We start from the raw sequence: 18,844 nt of genomic DNA on the forward strand, positions 1-18,844 counted from the left end.
GCCCCTCACCCCCACCTCGGTGGCCGCCGTGTACGGCCGCCGTCCTCCCCGGGCCGACGCCGACCTGCGGGAACACTCGCCGAGGGCGATGCTCCCCGGCTGGGCCGCGCTGCTGCTCCTGCTGGCCTGCGCCGCCGGGGCCGAGATGCTGCTCGGCCGGGCGGGGATGCTGCCCTGGTGGCTGCCCGGCCCGGAGGAGGCCTTCCCGGCGCAGCGGGTCACAGCGGCCCGCCTGGCGGTGCTGCCGGCCTGCATCGGGCTCTTCGCCCTCGCGGGCCTGATGGCCAACACCGGCGGCGAGGCCCGGGTGCTGGCCTGCTGGGGCCACTACCGGGGCACCGTCCGCCGGACCGGACTGGTCTGGGTGAACCCGATCCTGCGCCGCCGCAGGGTGGACGTCCGCATCCGGCACTGGCGCAGCGACCCCGTGGACGCGGTGGACCGCACCGGCATCCCGCTGCGGGTCTCCCTGATGGTGGTCTGGCGGGTCCGGGACACCGCCCGGGCGATGCTCTCCGTCCTCGACCACGAGGACTACCTGCGGGAGCAGGTGCACGCCGTGCTCAGCCGCACCGCGGCCCTGCTGCCCTGTGACAGCCCCGACGGCGCGGCCCCCTCGCTGCGGGACGGCCAGTGGTTCGGCGACGAGCTCACCCGGGCCCTGGCGGCCGAGGCCGCCCCGGTGGGCCTGGAGGTGTACTCGGTGCAGCCGCTCGCCGTGGAGTACGGCCCCGAGGTGGCCGACAGCATGCGCCGGCGGCGGGTCGCCGACCTGGACGCAGACCTGCGGACGATCATCGTCGACGACGCCGTGGAGGCGGCGGCGCTCGCCGTACGCCGGCTGGAGCTCGCCACCGCCCACGAGCTGGACCGCCATGCCCGTGCGGCGCTCATGGAACAGCTGCTGGTGGCCTTCGTCGCCCCGGCGGGACTCCCCGGGACGGGCCGGCGGGACGCCAGACGGCGCTGAACCGCCCGGCCGGCCCGGCCTCCCTGCCCCCGTCAGGCGGAGGCGGCGTCCAGGGCCTCCAGCTCGTCCGCCGAGAGCTCCAGCCCCGCCACCGCCAGCAGTGCCGGCAGCTGCTCGACCGTACGGGCGCTGGCGATCGGCGCCGCCACCGTCGGCTGGGCCGCCAGCCAGGCCAGCGCCACCGTGGCGGGCTCCACCCGGTGTGCCGCGGCGACCTCGTCCAGCGCCGCCAGCACCCGCGGGCCGCGCGGATCGTCCAGATACTTGCCGGCGCCCGCCGCCCGGGCGCTCTGCACCGCGGCACCCTGCGGGCGGTACTTACCGGTCAGGAAGCCCGAGGCGAGTGCGAAGTACGGCATCGCGGAGAGGCCGTGCCGGGCGGCGGCATCGGCCAGCGGGCCCTCGTAGGTGTCCCGCGAGACCAGGTTGTAGTGCGGCTGGATCGCCTCGTACCTGGCCAGACCCTCCCGCTCGGACGCGGCCAGTGCCTCCTCCAGCCGCGCGGCGGTGATGTTGGACGCGCCGATCTGCCGCACCTTGCCCTCGCGGACCAGCTGGTCCAGGGCGCCCAGGAACTCCTCGACGGGGGTCTCCGGGTCGTCGTAGTGCGTGTAGTAGAGATCGATGTGGTCGGTCTGCAGCCGCCGCAGCGACTCCTCGACCGCCGACTTCACCGTCGAGGCCCGGAGCCCCTTGTAGTCGGGGTGTGCTCCCACCTTGGTGGCCACCACGATGTCGTCGCGGTTGCCCCGGGAGGCGAGCCACTTGCCGATCAGGGTCTCCGACTCGCCGCCTGAGTTGCCCTCCACCCACGCCGAGTAGACGTCCGCGGTGTCGATGAAGTTGCCCCCGCCCGCGGCGTAGGCGTCCAGGACGGCGAAGGACTGCTGCTCGTCCGCGGTCCAGCCGAAGACGTTGCCGCCCAGCGAGAGCGGGAAGACCGAGAGGTCGGAGCGGCCGATGGTCACATTGCGCTTGTTCGACATGGCAAGATCCAACGCTATTTCCCCGCCTCGTGTTCCGACCGCCACACCTGTGGGGGCCCTGTTCACCGGACCACCACGGCAACTGCCGCAATCCCTGCGGGGGACCGGGGTCCCACCGGGTGCGAGGGTTCGTTAGAGTCCTCTGCCATGGCCGACAACGACATTGATCCCGCCGCCAGCACCCAGATGTTCCGGGCTTTCGTCGACACCCCGGAGCAGCAGACCCCCGCCACCGCCGCCGGCGGCAGCCGCACCGGTGTGATCACCGCTGTGGTGATCGCCGTTGTGGTGGTCGTGGCCGCGGTGGCCTGGCTCGCCTTCAAGTAACCCCGGGTGCGCCGGGCCGACGGCCCGGTCCTCGCGCGGGCCGTTCCACGTGGAACGGCCCTCCGCGGTCTGCCCTGACACGCACGTCCGGAGGATGCCAGTGACCGAGTGCCGTCGCAGAGCCGAGGCCGGGACGGTCGGGGAGGACACGCCGGAGCAGGCCATGGTGGCCCGCAGCCTGGGCCTCGAGGGCGCCCTCAACGCCCGCGACCTGGGCGGCTACCGTACCGGCGACGGACGCTCCGTACGCCACGGAGTGGCGCTGCGCAGCGACGCACTGCACCGCCTCTCCGCCGGGGACCTCGACACCCTCTCGGCCCTCGGTCTGCGCCAGGTGGTCGATCTGCGCGGGCTGGCCGAGGTCCGGGAGAACGGGCCCGACCGGGTGCCGGGCCTGCCCGTCGCCGAGATCGACGCCGCGGAGCACTCCGCCACCCCCAGGACCGTCGTGCCGGACTCGCCGGACGGCGTCACCCTCCACCATCTGCCGGTCTATGCGGAGCGCTACGACATCTACGTCGCCCTGCGCGACGCACTGGCCAGCCGCGACGCGGCCGCCCAGCGGGCGCTGCTCGGGGACGGCGGCGGGGAGGCGCTGATGACCGGCCTCTACCGCTGGTTCGTGACCGAACCGGTCGCCCGCGACCGGTTCTCCCGGGTGCTGAAGCTGCTGGCGCAGCCCGGCGGCACCCCGCTGCTCTTCCACTGCACGGCGGGCAAGGACCGCACCGGCTGGGCGGCCGCCGTGCTGCTGACCGCGCTGGGTGTGGACCGGGACACCGTCTTCGACGACTACCTGCTCACCAACGAGCGGCACGCGGTGATCGTCGAACGGGTGATGAACGCCTTCGGCACCCGCCGGATCATGGACGAGCCCGAACTGCTGATGCCCGTCTACCGCGCCGACCCGGCCTATCTGGAGGCGGCCTTCTCCGAGGTCGAGAACGGCTGGCCGTCCTTCGACGCCTTCCTCACCGACGGCCTGGGGCTGGACGACGCCCTGCGGAAGGCGCTGCGGTCCGCTCTGCTCACCGACTGAACCCCGCCGCGCCGCCGACCCCCGGCCCCCGGACGGCCGCGGCCGGGGCGGCCACGACGGTCAGGGGGCCACGGGGCCGGCGGCTCACAGGCGGACGGTTCCCGGTTGCGGGTGCGGGTGCCGACGCGGCGGCGGGCGCCGTGTCAGTCCTCCGAGATCAGGCCCTCGCGAAGGTGGGCCAGGGTCTTGGTGAGCAGCCGGGAGACGTGCATCTGCGAGATGCCGATGTCCTCACCGATCTGGGACTGCGTCATGTTGGCGAAGAACCGCAGCATGATGATCCGCCGCTCCCGGGCCGGCAGCCGGGCCAGCAGCGGCTTGAGCGACTCCCGGTACTCCACGCCCTCCAGCGCCACGTCCTCGTAGCCCAGCCGCTCGGCCAGGGGACCGTCGCCGTCCTCCTCCGCCGGGGCGGAGTCCAGGGAACTGGCCGTGTAGGCGTTGCCCACCGCCAGGCCCTCCACCACCTCCTCCTCGCTCACCCCGAGGCAGGCGGCGAGCTCGGCGACGGTCGGGGAGCGGTCCAGCTTCTGGGCCAGCTCGTCACCGGCGCGGGTGAGGGCCAGACGCAGCTCCTGGAGCCGCCGGGGGACCCGCACCGACCAGCTGGTGTCCCGGAAGAAGCGCTTGATCTCGCCGACCACCGTCGGCATCGCGAAGGTGGGGAACTCCACCCCGCGCTCAGGGTCGAAGCGGTCGATCGCCTTGATCAGACCGATCGTGCCGACCTGGACGATGTCCTCCATCGGCTCGTTGCGGCTGCGGAAGCGGGCGGCCGCGTAGCGCACCAGCGGCAGGTTGAGCTCGATCAGGGTGTCCCGTACGTAGAGCTGTTCCGGGCAACCCTGCGGCAGGTCGGCGAGGCGCCGGAAGAGCGCGCGCGACAGCGTGCGGGTGTCCAGGTCGGCCCCGACGGGGACCACCTCGTCGGCCACCGTGCCGCGGATCTCAGCGCTGCCCAGGTCAACAGACATGCACCCACCCCCTCCTGACTGCCCAACGGATACCGCCCGTCCGGCGGTTCCCCTGCTACGTCCACTGGAATACCGGAACACCGGCCCCGGCAAACCCCGGCGTTGCAAGATGTCACGCGATGGTAACGCGCAGCAATCCGATGTTTGCCGATGGATATGTCCTGCTCCGGGAGGCAATACCCTTTCAGGACTCCCAGGCGTTGCTGTTGCGCAGCCGGGCGAAGATCCGGGCCAGCAGCCGGGAGACGTGCATCTGGGACATCCCCAGCTCGCTGCTGATCTGGGACTGCGTCAGATTGCCGAAGAAGCGCAGCATGATGATCCGCCGCTCCCGCTCGGGCAGCTGGACCAGCAGGTGGCGCACCATGTCGCGGTGCTCCACGTCGGTCAGCGCGGCGTCCTCGTAGCCCAGCCGGTCCAGCAGGGCCAGGCCGCCCTCGCTCTCCTGTGCGGCCTCCAGGGACGCCGCGTTGTAGGCGCGGCCCGCGTCCAGGCAGTCCCGCACGTCCTCCTCGGGGATCCGGAGCAGGGCGGCGATCTCCGGGATCCTGGGGGTGCGCCCGTGAGCCACGGTGAGCTCCTCCATCGCACCGCTGACCTGCACCCACAGCTCCTGGAGCCGGCGTGGGACGTGCATGGTGCGGACATTGTCCCGGAAGTACCGCTTGATCTCGCCCAGGATGGTCGGCAGCGCGTACGTCGGGAACTGGACGCCGCGGGTGGGGTCGAAGCGGTCGATGGCGTTGATCAGGCCGATGGTGCCGACCTGGATCACATCCTCCATGGGTTCGCTGCGGCCGCGGAAGCGGGCGGCCGCATAGCGCACCAGCGGGACGTTGACCTCGATCAGGGCGGCCCGCACCCGGTCGTGCTCGGGCGTCCCCGGTTCGAGCTCCGCCATCCGTTCGAAGAGGACGCGGGTCAGGGCTCGGACGTCCAGTGGCGCCCTGCCGCCGGGCACCGGCGCCTGGGCCACCCGGACGCCCTGGCCCCCGTCCTCCTCAGCGCCGGCGTCCGGCGTGCTGCCCTGTGCCCGCACGGACCCCGCCACCCCTCTCGCCCTATCCCGCAAAACCGGTCATAGCATCACAAGAGGGCTGTACGTCCGGCAAGCACCGGCCTTACGCGTGTTGGTGGATTGTGGGCAAGAGGGGGAGATTCAGACCTCGATGTCGGCGATCACCCAGGTCGCGAACTCCTGCCACTGCGCCGCCGCGGCCTGGTGGGCGGGGTGGGCGACATAGGCCTGCAGCGCCTCGCGGTCGTCGACCAGGCTGTTGATGGCGAAGTCGTAGGCGATGTCCCGAGCGGTGGTGTTCCAGCCGCATTCCCACTCGCGCAGGCCCGGGACGAGCGAGCCCAGCTCCTCGAAGGCCTTGGCGCCGGCTGCGACGCGCTCGTCGCCGTCGCGGTCGACGCCGTCGTTCAGCTTGAACAGGACCAGGTGCCGGATCACGGTGGTGCTCCTAGGGGAAGGGGGCTGACTGTCCCCGTCACGTTAACCGGCCCGGAGCGGAATCGATCAGTTGATCAGCCCGGTCATGAAGGTGCCCACGGACTTGGCCGCGCTGGAGATCCCCTCGAAGCCCACCTGCACCAGGTCGGCGGCACGGGACGGCGAATTGATGATCGTGTACAGCACGAAGATGAGCAGGAGATACATGCCGATCTTCTTCGCCTGAGCCATGAACCTGCCCTGCCTCCCTGCCCGGCCCCGCACCCCGGGGCGACCCGCTCCGTCGACAGCTCCGGCGCCCGGAAGGGATGCCGCGGGGTGGCTGCCGCGCTCCCCGGAACGACTTGCAAGGCTGCAGCCTATCCACCCGATGGCCCAACGGGGACGGGGCTGCGAAGCGAGGCTGGTCCGGGGTGGCCCGGGGTGCCGCGGGGCCCTGCGGCCGAAAGGACCAAAGTCCCCGATTTGAATGGCTTTGCCGGGGTGCCTTACGCCCGCTCATGGCGCACGATGGAGGGGTACCGAGGGTCTGGCAGGAACCCGCCGGTACCGGATCCGGAGCCCCCGCTGTGGGACCGGGCGCCGCGGCTTCCCCCCGACGCGGCCCTGGTTGTGGGACTCCGTCCCGGGGGAGCGGCTTGTCCCCCCGAAGCCGCTCCCCTCCTGCACACCTCCGACGGTCGCCCCGCACTGGTCGCTCGACACCGGTCGCACCGCACCGGTCGGCCACGAACCGGAGCCCGAGGCCGCCGGGCGCCCACGGCTCCCGGCGACCCCAGGTGCCCGCCCGACGGCGGCCGTATTTATGTGACGCGGCCCGATCACCCTCTGCCGCGGCTCACAGCCGGCCGGTGACCAGCAGCGGCGCCAGGCCCGGCTGTCCGGGGACGGCGGCGGCGCCGACGGCGGTGGCGGTCCGGCCGCTGACCTCGACCCCGGCAGGCAGGTCCGAGGCGCCGTCCGCGGCGGGCAGCGGCTGGAGCCGTGCCGCACCCTCGTTCCACCGCACCGCGATGCCCTGCTCCTGGGTGGTGTCCATGCCGACCGCGAGCAGGCCGCCCGGTGCGACGGCGGCCGAGGAGAGCGGGCCCGCCTGGGCGGGAGCCTTGACCTGCCGCCAGCTGCTGCCGTTCCAGTGCAGCACCAGGGCATGGCCGTGGTCGGTCTCGCTGGTCAGCACCCGGCCCACGGCCCAGACGTCGTCCGGGCCGTCCGCGGTCAGTGCGTTGACCTCCCCGTACAGTCCGGCGACCGGAGGCCTGGGCAGCTGCTTCCAGGCGGCACCGTCGTAGTGGAGCAGTACCGGCTGGTCGCCGGTGTCGAAGCCGGCGGCCCACACATCATGGGCCGAGACGGCGGTGACCGTGTTGAGCACGGCCGTCCCGGAGCCGGGCAGCGGCAGGGCCTTCCAGGCGCTGCCGTCCCAGTGCTCAAGGAGTCCGGCGAAGTCGCCGCTCTCGTCGGCGGCGGTGGCCCAGCCGACCGCCCAGGCGTCAGCCGGGGAGACCGCCGCCACGCCGAGGAACCCCGCGCCGTTGTTGGGCTGGACCGGTGCGCGCACCGTCTGCCAGGCGGCACCGTCCCAGTGCTCCGTGAGTATTCCGGTGTCGTCGGAGTCCCCGGTCAGCCAGACGTCGTCGGCCGACGCCGCGGAGACGGCGTTGAGGCGGGAGCCCGAGACCTGGTCGGCGGGGGTGGGGATGCGCCGCCAGCCGAGACCGTCCCGGTCGTCGCGGCCCACGAGCAGCGGAGTGTGCACAGTGGCCTTGCCCGACTGGGTCAGCTGGACGCCGACGGCCCAGGTCGTATGGCTGTCGACGGCCGTCACCCCCAACAGGCTCGCTTGGTCCACCGGCACCGCACCGGTGCTCCAGGCGGCCGTCGCCGCGGCCTGCGCGGGCAGTGCCGTCGCCAGGCACGCCCCCAGGGCCGTCGTTGCCGCGGTCGCCGCGAGGGCCAACCGCCGGCGGGTGGAACTGGTCATGGACTGCCCCCTATGTCTGTGGACGAAGGCCTCGTGCCTCCCCCGCAGAACCAGACGCCCCGAGGGCCGCCGTCCGTCACAGCCGCAGCACCTGAGCACCCACCGCGGGTGGTAGGCCGGACGGCGATCGGTGCGTGTGTGCCTTCCCGACGGAGTGCGAACGCCGACGAGCAGGGGAAGTCGGCGCGGAGTCGTGACCCCGTCCGGCCCTTCGGCGTCGCTGCTCAGAGGCGGTAGCGGTGGAATCCGAACCCATGATGGGCTTGTTCCCGTACGCGCCTTCACGATCTGCGGCTGCGTCACTGACGGCCGCTCGCACCGCCGTTGGTGCCGGCGAAAGGCCGGGCACGCGCCCGGCGACGAAGTGAGGGGATGGGAGCTCTTGCCCGGGCACAGTCGAGGAACGCCCGACCGCAGCCCCGCACGACCGATGACAATCGGGGTCAGCCGCGTCAGGCTGAGGTCCGCCCCGAGCCACCGCCTACCGGTCGTGTGACACAGCTCACGGGAACCCGAGGCGTGCCGCGCGACAGCTAAGCAGGGTGAGCACTTCTATGCGCACCCGCATACGGGCCGGGGATGCGAGCGCGTTCGCCGAGCTTTACGACAGCTATGCCCGCGCTGTCTACAACCACGCCTTTCGCCTGACCGCGGACTGGTCCGAAGCCGAGGACGTGATGGCCCACACCTTCATGGAGGCCTGGCGGCACCGTGACCGGGTCGGTGCCGAGGGCGGCTCCCTGCGGCCCTGGCTGCTGGGCGTCGCGACCAACGTCGCCCGCGGCCACTACCGCAGCAACCGGCGCTACAGGGCTGCGGCGCTCGCGGCGGCCGAGGCCGAGGCGGGGGCCTGCCTGCCCGACCATGCCGACGAGGTGGCGGGCCGGCTGGACGACCGACGGCGTCTCGCCGCCGCCCTGCGCGCGCTCGCCGCCCTGCGCAGGCCGGAGCGCGAGGTGCTGACCCTGTGCCTGTGGGAGGGGCTGGAGTACGCGGCCGCAGCCGAGGCACTCGGCATCGCCGTCGGCACGGTCCGCTCCCGGCTCTCGCGGGCCCGTACCAAGCTGCGCAAGCTCACCGAGACGGAGCTCGCAAGCCCTCCCGCACGGCCGGGTGCGTGGACCCCGGACGCCGGACGGCGTGCCGAACAGCCGGAGGCGAAAGCGTTTCACGGGAAACGGGAACCCGGCCGCCCGCAGCGACAGAACAGAGGGGACCACATCCACGTGACCCGGCCCGTATCGGAAGGAAACCGATGAAAGCGAATCAGTCCCGGCAGAGCCCGGCTGGGTGGGAGGAGAGCGCAGCTCTCCTTCCGCAGGCTGGGCGCGATCTTCCGGTGGGCCGTCACCAGTTCCACAAGGAGCGCCTGATGGCCCACATCCACCAGGACATTCAGCGGGAAGAGCCCCTGGCGGCCACCGGCCCCGGCCGGCCGAAGAACCAGGGTTTCCGGCTGCCGCGTCTCGCGATCGCCCTGCCGGTGGCCGCCGCCCTGGCCGTGGTCGGCGCGGTCGTCGCCGGCTCGGCGCTGAGCGGCACGGCGGGGTCGGAGGTCGCCGGGCCGGCGCTGACCACGCAGATCGGAACCCCGACCACCAAGGGAGCCGCGCACCTGCTCGAGCAGATCTCACTGGTGGCCGCCGAGGGGTCCCGGCCGACCATGAAGCCGGGCCAGTACGTCTACATCGAGTCCCAGGCTGCCGCGACCTACGTGCGGGATGTCGACGACAAGAGCAGTCTGGCAGGCCAGCCTCTGCACAAGCGCCAGACCTGGAGGTCCGCCGACGGGGCCAAGGGCTGGCTGATCGACCCTGCCGTCAACAAGAGCCCCGAGGGCGAGACGCTGAGCCTGCCCGACGAGCACGGCCATCCCTACAAGGCCTCCCTCAACGGCCCTTCCTACGACTACCTGGCCACGCTGCCCACCGACCCGGACCAGCTGCTGCAGCTCATCTACAAGCAGACCAAGGGAATGGGGAACTCGCCGGATCAGGAGGCCTTCACCACCATCGGCGATCTGCTCACCGAGAGCTACCCCCCGGTGGAGCTGTACTCGGCGCTGTTCAAGGCGGCGGCGAAGATCCCCGGCGTCGTCGTGGTGGACAGGGCTCAGGACGCGATCGGCCGAACGGGCGTCGCGGTGGCCCGGCTGGACGAGACCAGCGGCGAGCGGCAGGAGTGGATCTTCGACAAGAAGACCCATGTCTTCCTCGGTGAGCGCAGCGTGCAGGTCAAGGAGGTCATCCAGTCCGGTGTCACGGAGAAGCCGGGCACTGTGTGGTTCACCTCCGCCGTCACCCGTCGCGCGATCGTGGATCGCATCAAGCAGACGCCCGGGGGCAGCGCCTGACGTTCTGCCCGAATCCGCGGCTGGCACCCGTCCACGGAGCCGGAACCCGGGGCATGTGCTGCCGTTCGCGGGCGACCCCGTTCGTCGGCGCGGTGCCAACGGTGTTGCGGTTGACGTCGGCCGGGACTGAGCTCAGTGGCGACGATCGCCGGCGTCCTGCGCCCCGGCTGACAGCAGAGCCGCCACCCCCGGGCGGCTTCCGCCGCTGTCAGCCGGCGTCACCGGCGGACCGGCGCTGATGCCCGGACCGGCGCCACCCCGCCCAAGGGCCTCGACTGTCGCCAGTCGGGGCCCTTCGGCGTCACTGCTCAGCAGCGGTAGCGCTGCGATCACGCGCCGGCCGACGCCACTTGGGTCTCGTCAAGACGCAGCTCCGTACCGCCGCGGAGCGAGTTGGGGATCTCGGCGATCCGGTCGACGTGGGCGACCAGTTCGCGCAGCCGCTCCTCGGATGCGTCGCCATCGATCTCCACGCTGTAGGAGATCGGAGCTGACACGGCCGGCTCGCCGGTGAAATCGCCCGCGACCCGTACCGCCACGCGGTGCAGCGAGATGCCCCAGGCTTCGGCCTCCCGGTACAGATCATTGGACACGCATGCGGCGACCGCGAGATACAGCAGCTGCCCGCCGTTGAATCCCAGGCCGCCCCCGCCCGCCTGCACGGGCCGGTCGACCACCAGCGTGTACGGACCCGCCGCACCGATCGCAGTCGACCGTCCGGCGACGGTGCATGTCTCGACCGTGATGCTCATCCTGGCCTCCCCCTGGGCACGCGGTTGCGCGCCGCCAATATGGCACGGCCGACGGCGGCTGCGACACCCGACTGCCGCGAGGCCGCACTGCTGTTCGGCCACGACATGGCCGGCGACAGGAGGGGGACTCTGCCGGGCGGACAGATCAGGTCTGTGGTGGCCATGGCCTTCGACGGACGGCAACCGTCGTATTCGCCGCAAGTCCGGGCCCAGGACCGGGCCAGACGGGCGAAGCCCTCGAACTCCGCCCCCGGACACCTCGGTGCCGTCCCCGGACGCCGCAGCCGGAAGGGCCGGAGAAGGGCTCTCAGAAGGCCGACCGGGACCACAGGTGAGACCAGCGAACGCGAAGGGCCGGACGGGTGACCCGTCCGGCCCTTCGTCGTTGCTGCTCAGAAGCGGTAGCGGTGGGATTCGAACCCACGGTGGAGTTGCCCCCACACACGCTTTCGAGGCGTGCTCCTTTGGCCGCTCGGACACGCTACCGGGAGAGACTCTACCGGACGGGCCGGGCGGCGACGAAATCGTTGGGATGCGCGGCCAGGTCAGCCGGAGACGCCGCGCTGTGCGTCGAAGAAGGCGGTGAGAGCCGCCCCGCAGGCCTCGGCCAGGACGCCGTGGACGACCTCGGGGCGATGGTTGAGACGGCGGTCGCGGACGACGTCCCAGAGCGAGCCCGCGGCCCCGGCCTTGTCGTCCACCGCGCCGTAGACGACGCGGTCCAGCCGGGAGAGCACGATGGCGCCCGCGCACATGGTGCAGGGCTCGAGGGTGACCACCAGGGTGCAGCCGGTCAGCCGCCACTCGCCGACCGCCTGTGCCGCCTCCCGGATCGCCAGCATCTCCGCGTGGGCGGTCGGGTCGCCGACCGCCTCCCGCTCGTTGTGCCCGCGGCCGATCACCGAGCCGTCCGGCCCCAGCACCAGCGCGCCCACGGGGACGTCGCCGGTGGCGGGGGCCAGCGCGGCCTCGGCGAGGGCCAGGTGCATGGGCCCGACCCAGCGGTCGCGCACCGGATCGGGGCGTACGGGAGCCGGGAGTGGCGTGGTCTGCATGCCACCAGTGTCGGGTACCGGTGGCATCGCCCGGCTACCGGACCGCCTCCAGCACCTCGCCGCAGCCCAGCGACTCGGCGATCTCGGAGAGGGCGTCCCCGGGGACGGCTCCCTCGCCGCTCATGGCGAGCAGCGCCTTGGCGGAGATGCCGAACTCGGTGAGCACCTCGGTGTCGCCCAGCGGGCCGGCCGGTACGCCGTCCGCCCCGGCCACCGGGCTGTCGTCGTCTTCGTCGTCGTCGGACGCGGAGCCTGACCCGTCGGACGGGTCGTCGTCCAGCTCGGCCACCAGGTTGTCGAGGTCGTCGAGCTCATCGCCCGGGGAACGGCCCACCAGTTCGTCGGTGAGCACGATCTCCCCGTAGGCGCTGCGGGCGGCGGCTGCGCCGTCCGAAACGAAGATCCGCGGGTCCTCCTCGCCGTCCACCCGGACGACCGCGAACCACGCGTCCTCCTGCTCGATGAAGACCAGTACCGTCTCCTCCTCCTCGGAGGCCTCGCGCGCCAGGTCGGCCAGGTCGGCGAGGGTTTCGACGTCGTCGAGCTCCGTCTCGTTCACGCTCCACCCGTCCTCGGTGCGAGCGAGCACTGCAGCGAAGTACGCCACCAGGACACTCCCATGGTCTCGGCTGTTGGAGAGCCGGGGCGGGTGGACGGCCCACGGAGAGCGCCCCCGCTCCAGAGGGAGCCCGCCTCTCGGACGCCCCAATCGGAATCGTGACAGAAACCCTGCCACTGCGGGGGGTGTTCCGCAGCGCATCTTTGCAGGTCGTGTCGGAGCCCGGCGCGGTGCGACGGCCTGCGGGGCGTTCGTCAGAAGCGGAAGGTCCTCATCCGTACCGCTTCACGCATCCGCCGTTCCTTGGTGCGCCTCGGGTGTACCCGCTCGCGCAGCTCGCGCGCCTCGGCCAGTTCCCGCAGGAAGACGGCCCGGCGCCGGCGGCGCTCGGCGTCGGACTCCTTGCGCCGTTCGGCCGCTGCCAGGTCCTCCGCGGACATCTCCCGGCCCTCGGCGTCGGCCGCGGCCCTGGAGGCCGGGGTGCTGCCGCGCTGCCGCCGGACACGGTCCCTCTCGGACCGGCTCTGCTCCGCCATGCGATCCCCTGCGATCCTTCGCGCGCTGCCTGCCCGCTCTGCTGTGCCGGGGCCGACGGGGTGACCGCGCCGGCCCCCCGACCGTTCACAGGGACAGACTTTCCCCGTACGGCGGCATTGATTCCGCCGTACGGGGTGCGAGGTGGCGGACCGCAGCCCCGCCCCGCGGCTCGTACGGGTGTCCGGGCTCGGTTACTGTCTCATCATGCGGATCCATGTCCTCGACCACCCGCTGGTCGCCCACAAGCTCTCGACGCTGCGCGACGAGCGCACCGACTCGCCCACCTTCCGCCGGCTCGCCGACGAGCTGGTCACCCTGCTTGCGTACGAGGCGACCCGGGACGTCCGCACCGACGAGGTGGAGATCACCACCCCGGTGGCGGTCACCCTGGGCACCCGGCTCAGCTACCCCCGCCCGCTGGTGGTGCCGATCCTGCGGGCGGGACTGGGCATGCTGGACGGGATGACCCGGCTGCTGCCGACCGCCGAGGTGGGCTTCCTCGGCATGATCCGCAACGAGGAGACCCTGGAGGCCTCCACCTATGCGACGCGGATGCCGGACGACCTCTCCGGCCGGCAGGTGTACGTGCTGGACCCGATGCTGGCGACCGGAGGCACCCTGGTCGCGGCGATCCGGATGCTGATGGACCGCGGCGCCCACGATGTGACGGCGATCTGCCTGCTGGCCGCCCCCGAGGGGGTGGCGGTGATGGAGAAGGAGCTGGCGGGGCTGCCGGTGACGGTGGTGACCGCCGCCGTCGACGACCACCTCAACGAGCAGGGCTACATCGTGCCGGGCCTCGGCGACGCGGGAGACCGCCTCTACGGCACCGCGGGCTGACCCACCGCAGCGCAGTGGCCGGCGGCGCCGAGGAGGCGCCGCCGGCCACTGCGCTGTGCGGGAAGGGTCAGCAGTGGGCGCCGGAGGGCTTGGGGGAGGGCTTGGTGGCGGCGGCGAGTGCCTTCTCGGCCTGGGCGGGGCTGAGCAGGGCGGTGAAGCCGTTGCCGATCACAAAGTCCACCGAGGCGTCCTTGCGGGTGTCCGGGGTGGTCTTGGCGCCCTTGACGTGGGTGCCGAGCAGCAGCAGCGCTTTGCTGCCGGAGGGGCCGCCGATCAGCCGGACGGACTCCTTGACCTTCTTGTCCAGGTTGGCCGGGGCGTTGCCGACCTTGCCGACCTTGAAGCCGCGCTTCCTGAGTTCGTCGGCGGTGCGGCCGGCCAGGCCGGGCCTGGTGGTGGCGTTGTAGACGTTGACGGTGACCGCCTGCGGCTTGGGCACGCCGGTGGGCGCCGGGGAGGCCGCGGCGTCGCCCGCGCCGTGTGCGGAGGCCTTGGAGGCGCTGGGGGAGGCAGCGGGGCAGGAACCCGCAGAAAGCTTCCTGCTCGCACTGCCGAAGATGTCGGTCAGCTGCACCGCGCCCCAGCTGATGACGGCCACCACGAGCACCGTCGACACCAGGGCGACGATGCGCCGACGGCGTTTGTTGGGTGGGACCAGACGGGGGTAGCTGTTGCCGGTGACCCGGTACTGCTTCCCCTTCAGGCCTGGGGGAGTCAACATGCTCACCGTGTGTCGCCCCCTCGCGCCGGGACAGGCAGTGTGGATACGGCTGCGGGTGTCGCAGAGACCGTGGTCAACAACATAGTGCCGACCTTGCGTGAGCGTACTAAATGATCATCATCTGGAGTATGGGGGCACCCGAAAGGATGTACAAAGCGATATCCGGGGGGCGGAAAGCAGGCCGGGGGCGTACCGGCCCCGCGGTCACTCCAGTTCCAGCACGCGGGCGTGCAGCACCTGCCGCTGCTGCAGGGCGGCGCGTACGGCGCGGTGCAGCCCGTCCTCCAGGTAGAGGTCGCCGTGCCACTTCACCACATGCGCGAAGAGGTCGCCGTAGAACGTGGAGTCCTCGGCGAGCAGGGTTTCCAGATCGAGCTGACCCTTGGTGGTCACCAACTGGTCCAGCCGCACCGGGCGCGGGGCGACGTCCGCCCACTGTCGGGTGCTGTTCCGGCCGTGATCCGGGTACGGCCGCCCGTTGCCGATGCGCTTGAAGATCACACGGAAAGCCTACCGTTCCTGTGGGCGGCGGCGCAGCAAGGACGCCCACCTCGCCCACCCACCTCGTCCCACCTGCGAGAACGCGGCGGATCCGGGGCGGCGGACGTCGGCGTGATGTCAGCCCGTGGGTACTCTGCGCGGTTTGATGGAGGATTACCCGAGTTGATGGAGGGCGGTGCCGATCCGGTCCATCGAGGAGAGCCGCATCAGCCCGTAGTGGTAGAACTCCACCTCCGGTACGCCCAGCTCCCGCAGCGCCGCCACCTTGGCCGCCAGATCGGCCGGACCGTCGCAGTCCTCCGCCATCGGCCGCAGGATCACCGCCATCTCCTGCGGACGGACCCCGTGCAGGGCGAAGGCGGCGACCTTCTCCCGTACCGCCTCCGCTGACGTGGCGTAGCCCAGGGTCTCCACCTGGTGGACCACCTTGCCGAGCGCGGGGAGGTCGATGCCGGAGAGCCAGCCGGAGCCGGGGCCACCGCCGTCCATGAAGCTGAGCCGCATCCCCAGACCCTCCGCCACCTCGGCCGCCTCCGCGGCCAGTGAGGTGACGGTGGCCGCCGAGGCGTCGACGTACGCGGCCAGCGCCCCGTCGGCGAGCCGGTCCAGCCGGCCGGGTTCCGCGGCGGCGTTCTCGTCCTCCAGCCGGCGCCGCACCTCGGTCCGCACCGTGTCGCGGACCTCGTCGGCCGGTACGCCCGCGGCGGCCGCGGCGGCCCGGCAGTGGTCGCAGAAGCAGACCCCGAGCAGGGCCTCGGCGACCGGCCCGAGCTGCTCGAAGTAGCGCTCGTGGTGGTAGCCGTGGCGCAGCCCGTGGAAGTGCAGCGACTCCGCCCGCACCGCGTCCACCCCGTACCGGCCCAGCTCCGCGACCAGGGTGCGGACGTACTCGCGCACCTCGGGGTGGGCCGGGCAGAGCTCCGTCAGATGGCGGTCGCCGAAGGCGTTGGCGGGGGCGCAGTCCGGGTGCTGGAAGCCGAGCCGGTCGTTGTGCAGGAAGACGGTCCAGGCGTGCAGTCGCATTCCGCGCCGCCCGGCCTCCCGGGCTGCCTCGGCGAAGGGGTCGCGGTCGCCGATCGCGGTGGAGGCGGTGGGGGTGAGCCGACGGCCGCGCCAGACCGTGGGGTCGGGGCGGAAGTAGGCGGCCCCGGGCTCCAGGTAGCGGACCACCCGGCGGGGGTTGTGCGGGAAGACGTCGCGCGCCTCGTGGTAGACCGAGGCCAGGCTGACCCCGCCCACCCCGGCCCGGTCGGCCAGGTTGCCGAAGAACCGGTCCGGCCCCTCGTCGAGCAGGTCGGTGGCGAAGGCGAGGACGGACGACTCCACGGTGCGGCTCCGGCGGCTCGGTGAGGTGGCGGCGGGCTCCACGCTAGCCACCGCCCGGCGAATTGGTCTATACCTAAGCCCGGTCGCCGGTCGCCGCCGGCCGCGTTGTCGGTGGTCGCCGCTAGTGTCCCCGGCTATCGCATCCGAGGGCACGGGGAGGCAGTCGATGAGGTTCCGGATCGAGCGCGGCGCACTGGCCGAGGCGGTGGGCAGGGCCGCCCGCGCCCTCCCGGGCAGACCCTCGCAGCCGGTGCTCGCCGGGCTGCGCCTGACCGCCTCGGAGGACCGGCTGGCCGTCGCCGGATACGACCACGAGGTCTCCGTCCGGGTCTCGGTGGAGGCCGGGGTCGAGGGGCCCGGCGAGACGCTGGTGGTCGGGCGCAGGCTGCTGGACGTCTGCCGGGTGCTCCCGGACGGCCCGCTGGACTGCGCGCTGGAGGGGGCCAGGCTGGCGGTCGCCGGCGGCGGCACCCGGTTCGGCCTGGCGGCGCTGCCGCTCGACGACTATCCGGCACTGCCCGCCGTGCCCGGGACGCTCGGCGAACTGGACGCGGCGGAGTTCGCCGACGCGGTGGCCCAGGTCGCGACGGCCGCCGGACGGGACGACACCCTGCCCGTCCTCACCGGCGTCCGGCTGGAGCTCGGCGACGGCACCCTCACCCTGTCCGCCACCGACCGCTACCGCTTCGCCGTCCGCACCCTGCCGTGGCGACCGCTGTCTCCCATGCCCGGGCAGACGGAGGCGGTGGTCCCGGCGCGGCGGCTGCTGGAGGCCGTGCGCTCCCCGGCCGGCACCGGGATCGTACGGCTGGCCCTCGGCGACGGCACGCTGGGGCTCCTCGGCCGCGACACCACCGCGACCATACGGCTGCTGGACGGCGTCCTGCCCGGCTATGCGAGCCTCTTCGCGCTGCCGGAGCCGGTCCTCGGCGTCGTCGAGCGCGACCTGCTGGTGGAGGCGGTCAAACGGGTCGCGGTGGTGACCGAGCGGCACAGTCCGCTCCGGCTGGTCTTCACCGCGCAGTCGCTGCTGCTGGAGGCCGGCGCGGGGGACGACGACACCGCCTCCCAGCGGCTGCCCGCCGCACTGCACGGCGCCCCCGTGACGCTGGCCTTCAACCCCGGCTACCTCGCGGACGCACTGGCCGCACTGGACGCCCCCCATGTGGAGTTCGCCATGCTGGGCCCGGGCCAGCGGGTGCTGCTGGCAGGGCGGGACAAGGCCGACGACGCGGCGGACCCGGGCCACCGCCATCTGCTGATGTCACTGAAGACGGCAGGCTGAGGCCCGGTCCCCCGGCGGCGCCCGCTCAGAGCAGCCCCAGGTCGTCCAGCTCCTTGTGGAGGTCGGCGCGGGGGCCGCCGGACGGCGCGGAGCGCGGCCCGGACACCGCCGCGGCGGGCGCCCCGCCGGCGGCACCCGGGCGGCGGCGCTCCCGGAAGATCCAGGCACCGGCCAGCCCGCCCACCAGGCCGCCGAGATGACCCAGCCAGCTCACCCCCGGAGTGCCGGGCACGGCCACCAGCAGCAGATAGGCGAAGGACGCGGCCATCACCACCCCGACCAGGGTGTCGATCAGATGCCGGTCGAAGACCCCGCGCAGCACCACATAGCCGAACCAGCCGAAGATCAGCCCGCTGGCGCCGACCGTCACCACCCCGCCGTCCTCGAAGAGCCACACCGCGGCCCCGCTGGTCAGCGCCACCAGCAGGGTCAGCCCCAGGAAGCGCTTCACCCCGCGGTAGGCGGACAGGAAGCCGAAGATGAACAGCGGCCCGGAGTTGCCCTCCAGATGCGCCCAGTTGGCGTGCAGCAGCGGCGCCGTGACGATGCCGCCCAGCCTGCCGGGGCTCTGGGCCACCAGGCCGAACTGCGCATCCAGCCGGTAGCCGTCCAGCCAGTTGACCAGTTGCAGCGCCCACACCACCACCAGGAAGCCGAGCATCACAAAGAACGCCCTCCGCGCCTCCGCGACCATCAGCTCCGCACTGCCGCCGCCCGTCGGCGAACCGTCCATGCCGCTCCCCCTTCCCTGCCCCGACCTTCCCTGCCCCGACCCGCGAGGACCCGGTCCCCGGGCACCGCCGCCGACCGCCGGCACCCGAAGACTACGGCCCGGGTCGCGGGCGGACGGCCGCTCTGGCTTCATGGAAGCCGAGGAGGGTGATCGGGTGACTGCACCGGACCGCCGCGGAACCGGCATACCCCGCCGGGCCGTGCTGTGGACGGCCGGCGCGCTGGCGGTGCCGACCGTGGCCGGCAGCGTCGCCCGCAGCGGGCGGCGGGACCCGGCGGTGCTGCCCGACGCCCTCGACGGGCGGCCCCCGGCGCGCCCGCCCGGCGGCCCCGCCACCACCCTGCAGCTCGTCGCCCACCCCGACGACGACCTGTACTTCATGAACCCGGACATCCAGCAGTCCATCGCCGCGGGCGCCCGCGTCGTCTCCGTCTACCCCACCGCCG

General features: G+C 72.7%; 21 protein-coding genes, 1 tRNA gene and 1 pseudogene. 8 read left to right on the forward strand and 15 right to left on the reverse strand.

Annotated elements, in window-relative coordinates; genetic code table 11:
• Window positions 1-970, forward strand: a 970-nt coding sequence (locus tag AOK09_RS06850; protein ID WP_055586218.1) for an SPFH domain-containing protein, incomplete at its 5' end; no start/stop codon positions are given.
• 32 nt (window positions 971-1,002) lie between these two features.
• On the opposite strand, the gene AOK09_RS06855 is transcribed toward AOK09_RS06850, so the two are convergent.
• The gene (locus tag AOK09_RS06855) at window positions 1,003-1,956 is read right to left on the reverse strand and encodes an aldo/keto reductase (RefSeq protein WP_055586219.1); all 954 of its coding nucleotides are present in this window, start codon (window positions 1,954-1,956) and stop codon (window positions 1,003-1,005) included.
• Between the two features lie 147 nt (window positions 1,957-2,103).
• On the opposite strand from AOK09_RS06855, the gene AOK09_RS06860 reads away from it, so the two are divergent.
• Entirely contained in the window at window positions 2,104-2,283 is a 180-nt protein-coding gene (locus tag AOK09_RS06860) for a hypothetical protein (protein ID WP_055586220.1), read from the forward strand.
• 100 nt (window positions 2,284-2,383) lie between these two features.
• A complete protein-coding gene (locus AOK09_RS06865) occupies window positions 2,384-3,322 on the forward strand; it encodes a tyrosine-protein phosphatase (RefSeq protein ID WP_055586221.1) in 939 nt (312 codons plus the stop codon).
• A 143-nt stretch (window positions 3,323-3,465) separates the two neighbouring features.
• Here the strand turns inward: AOK09_RS06865 and AOK09_RS06870 are convergent, their stop codons facing one another.
• The 5 genes from AOK09_RS06870 to AOK09_RS06885 all read right to left on the reverse strand — a co-directional run bounded on the left by AOK09_RS06870 (window position 3,466) and on the right by AOK09_RS06885 (window position 7,736).
• Window positions 3,466-4,296, reverse strand: a complete 831-nt coding sequence (locus tag AOK09_RS06870; protein ID WP_055586222.1) for an RNA polymerase sigma factor SigF — start codon at window positions 4,294-4,296, stop codon at window positions 3,466-3,468.
• Window positions 4,297-4,480: 184 nt separating this feature from the next.
• Window positions 4,481-5,368, reverse strand: a complete 888-nt coding sequence (locus AOK09_RS06875) for an RNA polymerase sigma factor SigF (protein ID WP_079062815.1) — start codon at window positions 5,366-5,368, stop codon at window positions 4,481-4,483.
• An 87-nt stretch (window positions 5,369-5,455) separates the two neighbouring features.
• Complete coding sequence (locus tag AOK09_RS06880; RefSeq protein ID WP_055586223.1) at window positions 5,456-5,752, reverse strand: Dabb family protein; 297 nt, start codon at window positions 5,750-5,752, stop codon at window positions 5,456-5,458.
• Window positions 5,753-5,818: 66 nt separating this feature from the next.
• The gene (locus AOK09_RS40710) at window positions 5,819-5,983 is read right to left on the reverse strand and encodes a hypothetical protein (RefSeq protein WP_169796997.1); all 165 of its coding nucleotides are present in this window, start codon (window positions 5,981-5,983) and stop codon (window positions 5,819-5,821) included.
• 607 nt (window positions 5,984-6,590) lie between these two features.
• The gene (locus AOK09_RS06885) at window positions 6,591-7,736 is read right to left on the reverse strand and encodes a hypothetical protein (protein WP_055586224.1); all 1,146 of its coding nucleotides are present in this window, start codon (window positions 7,734-7,736) and stop codon (window positions 6,591-6,593) included.
• 554 nt (window positions 7,737-8,290) lie between these two features.
• Between AOK09_RS06885 and AOK09_RS06890 the strand changes: the two genes are divergently transcribed.
• Both AOK09_RS06890 and AOK09_RS06895 read left to right on the forward strand, forming a co-directional pair.
• Window positions 8,291-8,995, forward strand: a complete 705-nt coding sequence (locus tag AOK09_RS06890; protein WP_175609269.1) for an RNA polymerase sigma factor — start codon at window positions 8,291-8,293, stop codon at window positions 8,993-8,995.
• The gene (locus AOK09_RS06895) at window positions 8,992-10,089 is read left to right on the forward strand and encodes a CU044_5270 family protein (RefSeq protein ID WP_055586226.1); all 1,098 of its coding nucleotides are present in this window, start codon (window positions 8,992-8,994) and stop codon (window positions 10,087-10,089) included. The genes AOK09_RS06890 and AOK09_RS06895 overlap by 4 nt, the downstream gene beginning before the upstream one ends.
• Before the next feature lie 329 nt (window positions 10,090-10,418).
• Here the strand turns inward: AOK09_RS06895 and AOK09_RS06900 are convergent, their stop codons facing one another.
• From AOK09_RS06900 to AOK09_RS06920, 5 genes are all read right to left on the reverse strand, one after another.
• On the reverse strand, window positions 10,419-10,841 hold the full coding sequence (locus AOK09_RS06900; RefSeq protein ID WP_055586227.1) for an OsmC family protein: 423 nt from the start codon (window positions 10,839-10,841) through the stop codon (window positions 10,419-10,421).
• 399 nt (window positions 10,842-11,240) lie between these two features.
• A tRNA-Ser gene (locus tag AOK09_RS06905) sits at window positions 11,241-11,327 on the reverse strand.
• Window positions 11,328-11,386: 59 nt separating this feature from the next.
• Window positions 11,387-11,896, reverse strand: coding sequence for a tRNA adenosine(34) deaminase TadA (gene tadA, locus AOK09_RS06910; protein WP_079062816.1), 510 nt, complete (start codon window positions 11,894-11,896; stop codon window positions 11,387-11,389).
• A gap of 34 nt (window positions 11,897-11,930) precedes the next feature.
• Window positions 11,931-12,455: a tRNA adenosine deaminase-associated protein gene (locus AOK09_RS06915; protein WP_245687157.1), complete on the reverse strand. Its 525-nt coding sequence runs from the start codon at window positions 12,453-12,455 to the stop codon at window positions 11,931-11,933.
• Window positions 12,456-12,709: 254 nt separating this feature from the next.
• Window positions 12,710-12,895, reverse strand: a complete 186-nt coding sequence (locus tag AOK09_RS06920; RefSeq protein ID WP_055586237.1) for a hypothetical protein — start codon at window positions 12,893-12,895, stop codon at window positions 12,710-12,712.
• A 301-nt stretch (window positions 12,896-13,196) separates the two neighbouring features.
• Between AOK09_RS06920 and upp the strand changes: the two genes are divergently transcribed.
• A complete protein-coding gene (gene upp, locus AOK09_RS06925) occupies window positions 13,197-13,832 on the forward strand; it encodes a uracil phosphoribosyltransferase (protein ID WP_055586238.1) in 636 nt (211 codons plus the stop codon).
• 67 nt (window positions 13,833-13,899) lie between these two features.
• On the opposite strand, the gene AOK09_RS06930 is transcribed toward upp, so the two are convergent.
• The 3 genes from AOK09_RS06930 to AOK09_RS06940 form a co-directional block, all read right to left on the reverse strand.
• A complete protein-coding gene (locus AOK09_RS06930; RefSeq protein ID WP_322973153.1) occupies window positions 13,900-14,553 on the reverse strand; it encodes a LytR C-terminal domain-containing protein in 654 nt (217 codons plus the stop codon).
• Between the two features lie 204 nt (window positions 14,554-14,757).
• Entirely contained in the window at window positions 14,758-15,054 is a 297-nt protein-coding gene (locus tag AOK09_RS06935; RefSeq protein WP_055586231.1) for a type II toxin-antitoxin system VapB family antitoxin, read from the reverse strand.
• Between the two features lie 153 nt (window positions 15,055-15,207).
• Window positions 15,208-16,380, reverse strand: coding sequence for a hypothetical protein (locus tag AOK09_RS06940; RefSeq protein WP_063795864.1), 1,173 nt, complete (start codon window positions 16,378-16,380; stop codon window positions 15,208-15,210).
• Between the two features lie 166 nt (window positions 16,381-16,546).
• Between AOK09_RS06940 and dnaN the strand changes: the two genes are divergently transcribed.
• A complete protein-coding gene (gene dnaN / locus AOK09_RS06945) occupies window positions 16,547-17,665 on the forward strand; it encodes a DNA polymerase III subunit beta (RefSeq protein ID WP_055586233.1) in 1,119 nt (372 codons plus the stop codon).
• Window positions 17,666-17,690: 25 nt separating this feature from the next.
• On the opposite strand, the gene AOK09_RS06950 is transcribed toward dnaN, so the two are convergent.
• The gene (locus AOK09_RS06950) at window positions 17,691-18,398 is read right to left on the reverse strand and encodes a rhomboid family intramembrane serine protease (protein ID WP_055586234.1); all 708 of its coding nucleotides are present in this window, start codon (window positions 18,396-18,398) and stop codon (window positions 17,691-17,693) included.
• A 154-nt stretch (window positions 18,399-18,552) separates the two neighbouring features.
• On the opposite strand from AOK09_RS06950, the pseudogene AOK09_RS06955 reads away from it, so the two are divergent.
• Window positions 18,553-18,844, forward strand: a pseudogene (locus AOK09_RS06955) (PIG-L family deacetylase); the annotation flags it as partial.

This window comes from Peterkaempfera griseoplana (assembly GCF_001418575.1).
GTDB lineage: Bacteria > Actinomycetota > Actinomycetes > Streptomycetales > Streptomycetaceae > Peterkaempfera > Peterkaempfera griseoplana.